Origin of the sequence: Paenibacillus sp. Root52 (assembly GCF_001426865.1) — a bacterium.
GTDB lineage: Bacteria > Bacillota > Bacilli > Paenibacillales > Paenibacillaceae > Paenibacillus.
Window position 1 is genome coordinate 266274 of sequence record NZ_LMFO01000033.1, and the last position, 13259, is coordinate 279532.

Below are 13259 nucleotides of genomic sequence, written 5' to 3' on the forward strand. Positions count from 1 at the left end.
TATTCTTAATGAATGAATATGATAATCATTATCATAAAATAGAGAAAAGGGGTTCTCCAACTATGTTTGTACAACATCGCAAATTTTCTACCCTCATGCTGGCAACAACATTATTGTTGCTGCTGGTTATCGTGGGTTGCAGTAATACTGGAAGTGGCTCGGACTCCTCTTCTACCGGTTCGGATCAAGCCGCTTCTGCGAACGAGATTACGATGTCATGGCCACGTGATATCGGTACGATGAATCCGCATACGTATAACCCATCGCAATTGTTTGCCCAATCCATGCTGTATGAGCCACTGGTCAGTTACCAGAAAGACGGTAAACTGGCACCTGCTCTCGCGGAGTCATGGACGATCTCAGATGACGGCAAAGAGTATACATTCAAGCTTCGCCAAGGTGTGAAGTTCTCAGATGGTACGCCATTTAATGCTGAGATCGTGAAGAAGAATTTTGATGCGATTATGAAACATAAAGATACCCATAGCTGGTTAGGTATTGTCGGTGTCTTGGACAAAACAGAGGTCGTAGATGACAACACCTTCCGCATGACTCTGACTGAGCCGTACTATCCTGTACTACAGGACTTGTCTGTGGTTCGTCCGTTCCGCTTCCTAGGCGAAGCCGGATTCCCGGATGATGGTGATACGTCCGTAGGCATCAAAGAGCCTGTAGGTACTGGCCCGTGGATGCTGGCTGATTACAAGCAGGATGAATATGCCGTCTTCAAGCGCAACCCGAATTATTGGGGAACAGCACCGAAGGTAGAGCAGATTACAGTCAAAATTATTCCTGACGGTGAAACGCGTGTACTTGCTTTTGAAAAAGGCGATCTCGACCTGATCTACGGTGAAGGTGTAATCAGTCTGGATGCGTTCCAACAGCTACGTGACAACGATAAGTATGTAACGCAATTGTCTGATCCGGTAGGGACGCGCAGCATGTTGCTGAACTCTTCCAATCCGAAGCTATCTGATGTCAGAGTACGGATGGCGCTACAGCAAGGCTTTAACAAGAAAGCGATGGTTGAAGGAGTCACTTCCGGTTTGGAAGAGCCAGCCGACACAGTACTTTCCAAAAACTATCCATACACCAATGTAGACCTGGAACCAATCACATATGACGTGGAGAAATCCAAAGCATTGCTCGATGAAGCCGGCTGGAAGCTGCCAGCAGGAGGTACAGTACGGGAGAAAGATGGTCAGCCGCTTGAATTTGAGATGATTTTTGACAAAACAGACCCGATTCAGAAAGCAATGGGAGAAACGATTCAGGCTGAATGGAGCGAGCTTGGGGTGAAAGTTAACCTTACTGGGCTGGAACTGACCGTACAGATCAAGCGTCTGAAAGCTAACGATTTCGACCTGTATTTCTGGTACAACTACGGGGCGCCGTATGATCCACATTCCTTCATTAACGTTGTGGCGAGCCCTGGATTCGGAATTTCCGAGACCCTGAGTGCATTGCCGATGAAAAAGGAATTGGACGACCAAGTGCATGCAGCACTGTCATCTACAGACGAGACAAAACGCCAGGAGCTCTATGGCTCCATCCTGAAAACACTTCAGGAGCAATCGGCAATTGTTCCGATCTCTTATATTAAGAAAACAGCGGTGTATCAGAAGAAGATCTCCAACTTTATTTTCCCGGCTAACCGGGATGAGAATCCATTTGTAGGAATCGAATTGAACGGGAAGTAATTGGGGAACAACATGTAGCTTGATAAAAGGGAGGAAGGTTTGGTGATCGGCTATATCGGGAAACGAATGATCGCGATCATTCCTATCGTTATTATCGCTACACTTGTTACATTTGCGCTAATTCATATCTCGCCGGTTGATCCAGCGGAGGCGTACCTAACGGCAGCACATATCTATCCAACGCCGGAATTACTCGCGGAGAAGCGGCATGAATTCGGCTTGGATCAGCCTTTGCTCACGCAATATATCAACACGCTTCAGCGAATCGTGCAGTTAGACTTCGGCACTTCATATCTAACGAACAAACCTGTCTGGGATGAGGTGAAACTGAGGCTTCCAGCGACGGCTGAATTAGCCTTATGGAGCATGTTGTTCTCAGCAGTAGTGAGTATACCGCTAGGGATTCTGGCTGCGGTGTACAAGAATAGCTGGATTGACATGGTCAGCCGAGCGATTTCCTATTTCGGTGCGTCGATCCCGCAATTCTGGCTCGGCTATCTACTGATTTTCTTTTTCTCTGTGAAGCTGGATTGGCTGCCTGTGGAGGGACGGGGATCGTGGGAGAATCTAGTATTGCCTACGGTTACGCTCTCCTTGGTACTGATCGCCGTGTATACCCGGTTGTTGCGTTCAAGCGTGCTGGAGCAATTGGGGGAGACGTATGTGCAGTATGCGCGAACACGCGGTATTCGTGAACGGGTTATTATGCTGAAGCATGTGCTGAAGATTGCCATATCGCCACTTATTACGGGGATGGGAATGAATATGGGCAAGCTGCTCACAGGAACGATTATTGTGGAGCAGGTGTTTTCTTGGCCTGGATTCGGACGATATTTCGTGGAAGCTATATTTAACCGGGACATTCCCGTTATCCAATGTTATGTCTTCTTTGCGGCATGTCTGTTCATCGTATGCAATTTGCTCGTTGATCTGGTACAGCTCTATATGGATCCACGGATTTCGGCGAAAGGACGGGCAGAACATTGATAAACAAATGGCGTGCGGTGTTCAGAGGACAAAGAGCCATCATGATATGCTCGGTGGTTGTGTTATTTTTCTTCGGAGTGGCGTTATTGGCGCCTTGGATTGCTCCCCATGATCCAGTGAAGGTGAATCTGCTGCAAAAGCTGGCGAGTCCTTCGCTTGAGCACTGGCTGGGAACAGATCACCTCGGAAGGGACAATCTATCCAGGCTAATCTATGGGGCGCGGGTATCTTTAGGTTTTGCAACGCTTATCTTCCTGTCTTCTTTAATCATTGGTGTGATTGTAGGTTCAATCTCTGGGTACCTCGGCGGCTGGGTGGATAGTGTGTTAATGCGCTTCTGCGAAGGTATTATGGCTTTTCCAAACCTGGTGCTGGTGCTTGGTATTGTAGGTATCTTCGGCCCTGGTCTAATGCAGGTTCTACTCGCACTAATGATGGTACAGTGGGTGTATTATGCACGCATATGTCGGAATATGGTTGTCAGTCTCAAGGAACGGAATTTCATCGCGGCGGCGCGTATTAGCGGGTCATCTTCGTGGACTATTATCCGTAAACATATTATCCCTAACGTGCAACGTCCCATTGTTGTCATGGGTACACTCGAGATGGGCTGGGCGATTATGGATATATCTGCGCTGTCCTTTCTAGGACTTGGTATTCAACCACCCAACGCAGAATGGGGCGCTATGATCCATGAGGGAACAAGCTATATTCGTAGCCACCCAGAGCTAATGATCTACCCTGGCGCACTGATTTTGTTGGTGGTCATCACCTTTAACATGCTAGGAGAATCATTATCTGAGAAATATGGTGTTTCAAAACGGTAGTTTTGAATGCTTCATGAAGGTCGAGGAAAATGAAGGCAAAGGCAAGCGGGACAAGGGGTGAACAATAACGATGGTTGATACAGCGAAGGTGCTCGAGGTTCGGAATCTGCAAGTGAACCTACGAACAGCGGATGGCTCTGTTCCACTACTGGAGCCCATTCATTTTGAACTGGAGAGGGGGCGTGTCTTCGGGCTTGTCGGCGAGAGTGGCAGCGGCAAGACAGTTACATGCAACGCACTACTCCATATGCTGGATCAGCGCAGGATGGAAGTGACCGGCAGCATTCGGCTTAATGGTAGGGAGTTGAACTCATTATCGGGTGAGGAGATGCGGCGCATCCGAGGCAAGGAAATCGGATTTATTATGCAGAATCCGATGAATGCTTTTACACCTGTATTTACGATTGGTTCACAGTTCATTGAGACTTTGCGTACACATACGCAAATGACCAAAGCACAAGCCAAAGAGCAGGCTATGTCTGCCTTAGCAGAAATGAATCTGCCCGAACCTGCCAAGCTGATGAAACGATATCCATTCCAACTGAGCGGAGGCATGCTGCAACGGGTCATGATTGCGATCTCGATGTGTCTGCGACCTGCCGTGGTTATTGCCGATGAGCCAACGACTGCGCTAGATGTCGTTAACCAGTTGAAGGTGCTGCAAGAGCTGGATCGACTTCGCACCGAATACGGAACGGCCATTTTGCTCATATCACATGATCTGGGCGTGATCTCACAGATGGCTGATGAAGTTGCAGTAATGCAGAAGGGGCGAATTGTCGAGCAGGCAGGAGTACACCAGTTATTTGATCAACCGCAGCATGAATATACACGGATGCTGCTTCATGCTCGCCCGAGAATGTCTTTGGGACGATGAGCGTGACTGATCCGTTCCGTGGGTGAACTGGATTGACATGATACGTGAACGGTGGGTGACTTCGGGTTTCATCGGTTTCATATCATGAGAGAGCTTATGCCGAGGATAAGAGAGGATGGTGACCTGATGCTTCAGGTACGTGAAGTAAGCCATAGCTATGGCAAACGCAACTGGCTGGATCGTTCGGGGGCACGTCCTCCTGTGCTGGCAGACATTTCACTTGTGATCGAAAAGGGTGAGTGCCTTGGGCTGTTAGGTACGAGTGGAGCGGGTAAAAGTACGCTCGGCAAAATCATATTGGGGCTGGAGAAGCCTACCGAGGGGCAGGTTTTGTTTCAAGGTCAGGATATGTACCGTGCGAGCAAATCAGCAATGAAGGGGTTACGGCGAGATCTGCAGGTCGTATTTCAGGACTGTTACTCTGCTGTGAATCCGCTGATGACCGCCGCCCAGATCATTGGAGAACCGCTGGACAATTATGAGCGGCTATCCGCAACGGATCAGCGACGTGTGGTTGGAGAATTGCTTGAACAAGTGGGGCTTAAACCCGAGGATGCTAGCAAGTATCCACATCAGTTCAGCGGAGGACAGTTACAACGCGTCAACATTGCACGGGCAATTGCGCTCAAGCCCAAGTTAATTGTACTGGATGAATCGATAAGCAGTCTGGATATGGTGCACCAGACACAGATATTATCCCTGCTTGCTGAGTTAAGGGCGTCTTATGGGTTATCGTACTTGTTCATTACCCATGACATTCGAGCCGCTATGACGATCTGTGATCGCATCGCCGTGATGGATCAGGGATTGCTGGTGTATAACGGCAGTGGCAATGAAGGGATCGTGCAATCGGAACATCCGGCTGTGCGGCAGTTAGTATCATCGATTTTGCCTGAACATCCATCCGATCGCATTCCATTCGGTTGAAAGCTTTCAGAGCTTATAGGAGAACGGCTATGCCCAGCATCTCAAGGAAATTCGTTCTCGGGAAGTGTTCGGTTCCAGTCTTACCTCAATGTTGCACTTCGTGATAATTACCAGTCCACGGATCAAAAACGTATGAATTTACTTTTGAGTTTTTTTCCACAGAAAACATATAACCTTTTTTTATTTCATTAGATTCATTTTTTATGAATGTATTTTTTTGCTTACTAACCACATAAGGTTCGTCTAAGTTCTGAGTGACCTTATCTATCGCACTTTCATACGTGTATTGAGGAAGTGTTGATGTTACATAAATTGGAACGAAAATTAAAGAGAGTATTTGTAGAAAAAGTGCTATGTTCTTACGTTTTTTGTTTAATTGATCTTTTAAGAAATAACTCAACACCATGAAAAAAACGAACATTCCAATAAAAGCAATCACATCCAAAACATTATTGTAACGATATTGTAAAAAAAACAAAAAAGCAACTTCTACCAGACAAGCCATAATTATTATTTGTATATACATCTTGTCTCCTTAGAATAAGTAGTTGAAGCTAACCATCAATTGGCGCTAACTTAACTGAAATATATATTGACTGAATTGTTCTACATAGCCTTAGTTAAGAAGCCAAGCAATGTATGCTCCGATTATGCATAAATCAGTGTCACTTTTCCCATCTCCTCCAACTCTTATTTTCCAATATAATGCATAAATAACTAATAAGTAAATAACTAGATTTTTGTTATTAATGGCGGCATGTCTTGTTAAAGTGTCAATCGTAAGGAGCCTTCCTCTTATGTTAGCGTGCGCCCTAACTGCTCAATTTTCTCCAACCATTTCTTTCGCTGTGCCTCAGTCTGTTTACCTACTTGATCTACTGTTGTGGTTCGCACAGGTTTGATACCCGTGAGTCTGAAGGTGGAATATTTCATCATCTTGTGTGCGGGTTCTCCCTGGAACCATTTGAAATACCAACTCGGGCCATCCATCGTAGTGATCAAGCGAGCAGTGCGACCTTTAAGCAATTGATCTGGTAGGGGTTTGCCCTTTTGGTATTTGAAGGCATAACCAGGCATGAAGATCCGATCTATGAAACCTTTTAGCAGAGCTGGAGGTCCTCCCCACCAGATCGGGAATACCCATACGAGATGATCAGCCCATTTAATGGCTTCTTGTGCTTGCAGTAGGTCAGGCTCAAGAGGCAATTTATCACGGTATCCTCCTTCCAAATTCATGTTGAACTTCAACTCGTTTAAGGTGATCATACGTACTTCCGCGCCTGCGGCAACAGCACCTGTACGATAGGCTTCAGCGAGAGCACCATTGTAACTGGGTGAGACAGGGTTACCCTGAATAATTAATACTTTTTTCATTTGAAATAACACGTCCTCGCTATTTTAGTTAATGAACACTAACCTCATGTGCAAAAAAGAAAGGCCACGTATGACCCGTTAATCATTCACTCCACATATTTAAGTGGGAAGTTGACGTATTCTCTTTATTCTATGCAGCATTGCTATTATCCATGAAACATGGACAAGGTGTAGTAGCAGTCCTACCTAGCAGACGTAATGAGTAGGCTTCACCCGTCGTTATTCGTGAGATGCATCCCCCAGCATCGACATAAGACGATGAATCGTTTCTCCTGTGTAGGGGACAAGCTGCTCTGGGAGCTGTCCTTGCATACTGGTCACGGCCAAGTTTGTTATGGCACCGATAACCAGAACGGCAGTTAATTTTGAATCTTGAGCAGGCAGTTCGCCACGTACGATGCCTTGATCAATCAGATCCATTAACGCATCCAGCGGTTGACGGTAATCCTCGCTGCTTCCAACTTCAACGAATATTTCATGATTTTGCGAGATCAGCAGTAGTCCGTACGGATCTGTATCATGCATCTCTAATACTTCGGCAATTAATCGTTGAAAGCGCTCCTTGACCGTTCCTTCTTGACGAACATATCCATCAATTAAGGCTGTATAGTCAGCGCAGTATTGTGTAAAGGCTTCGAGCGCAACCGCATCCTTGTTCTTAAAATGTTTGTAGATCGCCGCATCCGTTACTCCAGCGGCGTCACCGATCTCTTTGACGGAAATGCCGTCAACGCCTTTGGTCGCAAACAAGCGCATGGCAGCTTGTAAAATGTCTTTCTTTTTGCTATCTGAATGAGGTTTGTTCTTCATGATTGAATAGTAAGTGATTACTAACCAAAAAGCAAGAGTAATGAAATTAGATCATGATCATTGCCTTTTGAATCCCTCTTAAACAATCCCTATATCCTACGCTTGCAGACCAGCAAGACGAAAGCGTATGATGGACAAAACATCGAACCTGTAGAACAGTTTGACGTATTAGCTTAAGGTGAATTCGTTGAACGGAATAGGCACGAGAGAGCGAATAGATCGCTGTGCGGGTGGATGCAAAATGGATGGTGGACATAATGAATAAAGACATACAAGTGCACGAATGGGTAAACCCCGAAGGTGTGCTGAATGAAGCCAATATTGTGGCTCGGGAGCAGTTGTACCAGGGGATGAATGGACGATATGTGGAGCGGTTCACCGTGCATACGGGCGAGAGTTATATTTTCAAACCTCTAACCCATGATACACAGTATGGACGTGAACAATGGGTGGCTCAGCATATATTTCCCGAGTTAGCTTTACTTGTTCCGCAACTGATCGCATTATCCGACGCAGGGACAGCCCCTGAACAGAGTTGGCTGATCTATGAGGATCTGGGACACCTGAGCCATGATTTGAGTGAGAGTGTGATGCTCGTTACTGCTGTAGCGATGGCCTATTGGCATACATTATCGACCTCGGCATGGAATGAATTGCCCCGTGTAGGGCAGAAGCCATCGATTCAGGACATGCTGAATGAATTGCTTGGTCATCAGCAGGAGACGGAGACATTGCTTTCTAGTCTAGGGATGAGGCTCTCGTCTGCAAACTGGGATGATCTTACGTTGCAGATTCGTATTGCAGAGAGTCGTCTTCCACTCGTACTGTGTCATGGTGATCTGCATCCAGGTAATATTGCCGAAGTGCAGGGAAGATTGGTCATTATTGATTGGGAGCATGTCCATCTGAATACACCGCTATGGGATATGTATCATCTGGTGGACTTATCCCATCCGTTGTTCCCCAGAACGATTACACCGCAGCTGCGGGAGCGGGTCATGACTGTTTATCTGGATCATTTACAGGAGTGTGGTGTAGAGATTGAACCGGATTCTTTTGCAACATGGTATCATGCGTACGCGTTCGTATTTTCGTTATGGATGCTGCGTTTAATTCATCAAGATCTGAATAATGTGGACTGTATATGGCCTGAGGAACAGCTTCGTGCGCAGTGGCATGAGACGGCAGCGACGCTCCACCAGTGCATGAACCAATTATTCACGGAATAGAAATGAGGGGTGTAGCACATGCGTAAAGTAGGACTTGTTATGCGTAAAATTCAATTCACAGAAGCTCAGGGACCACGCGTATTCGCAGATCGTCTGAAGCAGATTGGGCTGGAGCTGGGCGTAGATCTTGTCTTCATCTCCCCAGAGCGTCATGTTAGCGGATATGATTGGTTGCCAGGTTATGAGCATGAGAAAGGCGATCTGGTGAACTATGATGTCGTACTTGACCAGATTCATAGCCACAATATAGAGCATGTCATTTACACGGTGTCGGGATTTACATTTTTGAAGATGTTCTTGCCCAAAAGCGTACTGTTCCCGCACAGTTTCCCTGACCCTGCACTGACAGGATACGAGATGATGAAGCCGTTCTATACGATGGTAGATAAGGCGGTAGTTCAGACTGAGTTTTTGAAAAGAGAGCTGGGGCGCAATTTTGGTGTGCATGACGTAAATGTCATTCCAATTGGCTTCAATGAAGAGCTGGCGCACCGCCATTACGACCCGAACCAGGTCGTACATAACCGCGTGCTCTGGATTGGCCGAGATGAGGAGAATCGTCGACCGGATCTGGTGCTTGAGTATGCTAGACAGAACCCGGACAAGGAAGTATACATGGTGTTTGGCGGTCGGCGCTACGAGGAGAGCATGAAGAAATACAACATTCCTTCCAATGTGAAACTGCAATTTGCGCTGACGCAGGATGAGGTATTTGCACTGATGAATTCCGCTAAGGTGTATTGGAGCTGTTCCACATTTGATACGTTTGCGATGCCTCTGACCGAAGCGATGGCGATGGGCAAAATGGTTGTGAAGCCAGAGCATGCTTGTTATGGTCACATTCGATCCACACATGCATTTGCAGGGAATGAGGATAACTGGTTTGAATTGGTGAACATGGCTGCTGCCGCTCCGCGGAGTGTGTCTGAAGATAACCGAGAGTATGCGTTTGGAGCCTTTTCGCGAACGATCATGAAGGAAGGGTATCGGAACTTTTTTGCAGATTGGTTGAAATAAAGAATAAGAATATACGCGAAGTAGAGCGGTGTCATTAGAAGGAGGACTTTATGGACGTAGTCATCTTGTGGACACTCGGCATGTGGGTGGTGCAGCTGCTGATTGAATGGTTTGTTTACCTGGCGCAGAAGCGCCAATTGACGTGGATTCAGTCGATTCTGCCCTGTGTGGCTCTGCTGGGAGGTGCCATCGTCATCATGATTAGCATCGACATTGGTGGATGGCCAGGCATTGGCTATGCATTACTCGGCGCAGCACTGGGAACATCCGGACTGTTGACGCTGATTACGGTGGCGATTACAGCTCTGGTGATTCGACGTCGAGGCGGAAGTTAATCTAGGTTTTGGGTTTGCGTTCGCACAGCTGCAGTGATGAGAGTTAGGGTCTAGTCTCATACATGCGGAGAAATCGGGGGCTTTCGTGACCGTTATCGTATGGATCAGGAGACAACATAGGGGCAAAAGCCTGGTTGCAGAGATAATGCTGTCTGTGATATATTGACATTAATTATGAAAAGGGAGGTGAAGACAGGTGAATCACCAGATGCTTAACAACCGTATTAGCCAGCTACCGATTGCTATGGCTGGCATTGTTCATACTTTTTCCAACAACGGGAGAAGTCTGTCCAATTTTAAATATACGGAAGTTAACATTTGCGAGAAGATGCCTGCCTTGACCTCATTCGGACAATAAGCGTAATTGCTTGAAATTCGGAAGAGCCGCGGAGCTAACCTCTGCGGCTCTTTTTGTGTTGCGGTCAGGATCTTCCAATCCATAGGAGGAACCTTATTATGATGATCATTAGCGCGCAACAACTGACACAATACCACGGAGCACATCTGGTGCTGGACGGCATTACTTTTGAAATTATGGAGGGTGACAAGGTCGCTCTGATCGGCCGCAACGGAAGCGGCAAAACAACACTCATGCGCTTGATGGCCCGGTTAAACCAGCCGGATGAAGGGCAACTCATGATCAAGAAAGATACCCGGATCGGCTACGTAGCTCAAGTCCCGGAAGGGATGGATGACTACACAGTGCTAGATGTACTAAGTCTTGGGTTCAGGGAGCTCATGGAATGTCGCACACGAATGAAGGAATTGGAGCAGCAGATGTCCGATTCGGCATGTGCAGCAGATCCTGATCAATTAGACCGCTTGTTGAAACGATATGCTGCCCTACAAGAGCAGTTTGAACGTGAGGGTGGTTATGAGATGGACGCCCGAATCGATCAGGTGGCGGATGGTTTGGATCTGGCTAAGGCGCATTATGATTGGCGATTCGGTTCGTTGTCTGGTGGAGAGCAGACCCGGGTGGTGCTGGCTTCGCAGTTGATCGTAAGACCAGATCTGTTATTGCTAGATGAGCCGACGAACCATCTGGATCTGGAGCGGGTGGAGTGGCTGGAGGGATTTTTACGAGAATATCCCGGTACAGTGGTTCTCATCTCGCATGATCGTTATTTCCTTGATCGGGTGGTCACTCGAACACTGGAGCTAGAGGATGGTGAAGCCCAGACGTCTGCTGGAGGCTATACGGCGTATATGAAGGTGAAGGAGCAACGGCTGTTGCAGCAGTTCGAGGAGTTTAAGGAGCAGCAGAAGGTCATCAAAAAAATGAAAGAAACGATCCGCCAACTGGAGGAATGGGGCAGGGTTGGTGGTAACGAGAAGTTTTTTCGGCGAGCAGCTTCTATGCGCAAAGCGCTGGAGCGTATGGAGCAGGTGAAGCGACCTGTGCTGGAGCGGCGCAATGCTGACTTCGACGTCCGTCCTACAGATCGCACGGGCAAGCGAGTAGCCGTTCTGGAGCATGTTGAGAAGGGCTACGGTGGACGTGCAATTCTATGCGACGTTTCCGGTCTATTGGAGTATGGCGACAAGATTGCTCTGATCGGTCGGAACGGTTCGGGTAAGACCACGCTATTCAAGCTGTTGCTTGGTGAAGAACAACCAAATGCCGGGAAGCTGGAATGGGGCGCACGCGTGGACGTAGGGTACCTGGCTCAACAGGAGGAACCGACGAATCCGAAGCTAAACGTACTTGAATACTTCCGATTAGAAGCTGGAGTGGAGGAAGGAGAAGCACGAGGGATTTTAGCTCGTTATCTCTTCTATGGGGCAGACGTATTCCGCTCTGTCGGGCAGTTATCCGGTGGAGAGTGGACACGTCTCCGGTTAGCTCTGTTGGTTCAGCGCAAACCGAATGTGCTGCTCTTGGATGAACCGACGAACCATCTAGACATTGCCTCCAGAGAAGCGTTAGAGGAGTCGCTCGTGGATTATGAAGGAACAGTGCTTGCGATCTCACATGATCGGTATTTCGTGAATCGCCTGGCTTCCCGTGTGTGGGAATTGGAAAATGGACAGATGACCGCTTACCTTGGAGACTACGAGGCATACCGCGAGAAGAAGCTTGAACGGAAAGCTCATGCAGCTGACATGGCTCACCCAGCAACTGGAGCGTCCTCTCGCAGTACGGTCGCTTCGCACGGCTCTGGGAAGAAGTCGGATGCAGCTTCTACGGTGAGCGGAGCTGCTGATACGGCTAAGGTTGGGGGCGGTAATGATGAGGCAACTGCAGGGTTAAGCAAAATATCTACTTCTACCCTTACCTCCTCAGCCACTGCGGTTAACCGGGGTAAGAGCAATGACAGCATACGCTCTGCGGAGAAGCTGGAGCAGGCACTGGCTCGGCTTGAGGCGCAGATTCAGGAGTTGGATCAGCAGTTAGAGGCTGCGCAAGATAACCCACCTGAACTGGAGAGCCTATGGAATGAGCGCGAGCGGTTATCAGCTGAATATAATGAGCTATTGGCTCAATGGGCTGAGATGTAGGCTGGACTGTGCGTTTAGCTTAGCTAGCATAGCTGGTTTACGTAAGACAGCTAAGGTGAAGATACTTTTTAACGTTGCAGGAGTTAAGCTGCAGGTCAAAGGGGATATCCCATAAGTCATGAAAATGACGGGGACATCCCCTTTAGCGTTATTGTTAGAGGTTGTTCACAAAGTCCACTTGTGATTACGCAGGATGCCTGACGGCACCTCAGCGTTGAATATGGAATTCAGCTGATATAAGTGGAGCTTACAAAGCTTGTTTCCTTAGGAAACAATGTAGTTGCTCACGTCTTTTTGTCTACGCTCCGCTACTCCAATTCTAGCCTCATCCCATCTACTTGGTACGGAAAATCGCCCTGTTTGAGCACGCATTATTATCATTTAATGAATCTGACACACGCTAATCGCTCCCATTTCCCCGGATTTGAGATCTAACGAATCACAGAGGCGTTACTTCGTCGATTCATTCGATTTTTTGGGTTTTGACACGGTTTTATGAAGGAATAGCATTACTGAGGTTCGTTAAATCTTGCATACGTAGATGAACTGCCTATTAAGATGCGGTATGGATCTATGTCAAGAAAGTAGACACTTACGCGACGGATTTGTCCGTAAATTTCTTCGCAAAACGAGCAGGGGAAAGATAACCTAGCGCACCATGCATTCGCTTGCGG

At 47.5% G+C, this 13259-nt stretch carries 13 protein-coding genes; 10 read left to right on the forward strand and 3 right to left on the reverse strand.

What is annotated here, in order from left to right; translation table 11 throughout:
• Positions 1-62 precede the first annotated feature (62 nt).
• The 5 genes from nikA (at position 63) to nikE (ending at position 5318) form a co-directional block, all read left to right on the forward strand.
• Positions 63-1700 carry a nickel ABC transporter substrate-binding protein gene (nikA, locus tag ASD24_RS28600; RefSeq protein WP_056703507.1) on the forward strand — a complete coding sequence of 546 codons (1638 nt, stop codon included), beginning with the start codon at positions 63-65 and terminating at the stop codon, positions 1698-1700.
• A gap of 42 nt (positions 1701-1742) precedes the next feature.
• A complete protein-coding gene (gene nikB / locus ASD24_RS28605; protein WP_056703510.1) occupies positions 1743-2687 on the forward strand; it encodes a nickel ABC transporter permease subunit NikB in 945 nt (314 codons plus the stop codon).
• Entirely contained in the window at positions 2684-3514 is an 831-nt protein-coding gene (gene nikC / locus ASD24_RS28610) for a nickel ABC transporter permease subunit NikC (protein WP_056703512.1), read from the forward strand. The genes nikB and nikC overlap by 4 nt, the downstream gene beginning before the upstream one ends.
• Before the next feature lie 70 nt (positions 3515-3584).
• A complete protein-coding gene (gene nikD, locus ASD24_RS28615) occupies positions 3585-4391 on the forward strand; it encodes a nickel import ATP-binding protein NikD (protein ID WP_056703514.1) in 807 nt (268 codons plus the stop codon).
• A gap of 126 nt (positions 4392-4517) precedes the next feature.
• A complete protein-coding gene (nikE, locus tag ASD24_RS28620; protein ID WP_056703516.1) occupies positions 4518-5318 on the forward strand; it encodes a nickel import ATP-binding protein NikE in 801 nt (266 codons plus the stop codon).
• 85 nt (positions 5319-5403) lie between these two features.
• Here the strand turns inward: nikE and ASD24_RS28625 are convergent, their stop codons facing one another.
• The 3 genes from ASD24_RS28625 to ASD24_RS28635 form a co-directional block, all read right to left on the reverse strand.
• A complete protein-coding gene (locus ASD24_RS28625; protein ID WP_056703519.1) occupies positions 5404-5844 on the reverse strand; it encodes a hypothetical protein in 441 nt (146 codons plus the stop codon).
• A 269-nt stretch (positions 5845-6113) separates the two neighbouring features.
• Positions 6114-6692: an NAD(P)H-dependent oxidoreductase gene (locus tag ASD24_RS28630; RefSeq protein WP_056703522.1), complete on the reverse strand. Its 579-nt coding sequence runs from the start codon at positions 6690-6692 to the stop codon at positions 6114-6116.
• A 219-nt stretch (positions 6693-6911) separates the two neighbouring features.
• On the reverse strand, positions 6912-7502 hold the full coding sequence (locus tag ASD24_RS28635) for a TetR/AcrR family transcriptional regulator (protein ID WP_056703525.1): 591 nt from the start codon (positions 7500-7502) through the stop codon (positions 6912-6914).
• Between the two features lie 257 nt (positions 7503-7759).
• Between ASD24_RS28635 and ASD24_RS28640 the strand changes: the two genes are divergently transcribed.
• The 5 genes from ASD24_RS28640 (at position 7760) to abc-f (ending at position 12585) form a co-directional block, all read left to right on the forward strand.
• Positions 7760-8731, forward strand: coding sequence for a phosphotransferase family protein (locus ASD24_RS28640; RefSeq protein WP_162248982.1), 972 nt, complete (start codon positions 7760-7762; stop codon positions 8729-8731).
• Between the two features lie 18 nt (positions 8732-8749).
• A complete protein-coding gene (locus tag ASD24_RS28645; RefSeq protein WP_056703530.1) occupies positions 8750-9748 on the forward strand; it encodes a glycosyltransferase in 999 nt (332 codons plus the stop codon).
• A 50-nt stretch (positions 9749-9798) separates the two neighbouring features.
• The gene (locus ASD24_RS28650) at positions 9799-10083 is read left to right on the forward strand and encodes a hypothetical protein (protein WP_056703533.1); all 285 of its coding nucleotides are present in this window, start codon (positions 9799-9801) and stop codon (positions 10081-10083) included.
• Between the two features lie 196 nt (positions 10084-10279).
• Positions 10280-10441, forward strand: a complete 162-nt coding sequence (locus tag ASD24_RS30825) for an RAxF-45 family protein (RefSeq protein ID WP_200956213.1) — start codon at positions 10280-10282, stop codon at positions 10439-10441.
• A gap of 98 nt (positions 10442-10539) precedes the next feature.
• Entirely contained in the window at positions 10540-12585 is a 2046-nt protein-coding gene (gene abc-f / locus ASD24_RS28655; protein ID WP_056703536.1) for a ribosomal protection-like ABC-F family protein, read from the forward strand.
• Positions 12586-13259 lie beyond the last annotated feature (674 nt).

What these genes read in the sequence shown, in the direction of transcription:
- nikA (WP_056703507.1), top strand. Translation starts at nt 63, where the DNA reads ATGTTTGTACAACATCGCAAATTTTCTACCCTCATGCTGGCAACAACA.
- nikD (WP_056703514.1), top strand. Translation starts at nt 3,585, where the DNA reads ATGGTTGATACAGCGAAGGTGCTCGAGGTTCGGAATCTGCAAGTGAAC.
- nikE (WP_056703516.1), top strand. Translation starts at nt 4,518, where the DNA reads ATGCTTCAGGTACGTGAAGTAAGCCATAGCTATGGCAAACGCAACTGG.
- ASD24_RS28625 (WP_056703519.1), bottom strand. Translation starts at nt 5,844, where the DNA reads ATGTATATACAAATAATAATTATGGCTTGTCTGGTAGAAGTTGCTTTT.
- ASD24_RS28630 (WP_056703522.1), bottom strand. Translation starts at nt 6,692, where the DNA reads ATGAAAAAAGTATTAATTATTCAGGGTAACCCTGTCTCACCCAGTTAC.
- ASD24_RS28635 (WP_056703525.1), bottom strand. Translation starts at nt 7,502, where the DNA reads ATGAAGAACAAACCTCATTCAGATAGCAAAAAGAAAGACATTTTACAA.
- ASD24_RS28640 (WP_162248982.1), top strand. Translation starts at nt 7,760, where the DNA reads ATGAATAAAGACATACAAGTGCACGAATGGGTAAACCCCGAAGGTGTG.
- ASD24_RS28645 (WP_056703530.1), top strand. Translation starts at nt 8,750, where the DNA reads ATGCGTAAAGTAGGACTTGTTATGCGTAAAATTCAATTCACAGAAGCT.
- ASD24_RS28650 (WP_056703533.1), top strand. Translation starts at nt 9,799, where the DNA reads ATGGACGTAGTCATCTTGTGGACACTCGGCATGTGGGTGGTGCAGCTG.
- abc-f (WP_056703536.1), top strand. Translation starts at nt 10,540, where the DNA reads ATGATGATCATTAGCGCGCAACAACTGACACAATACCACGGAGCACAT.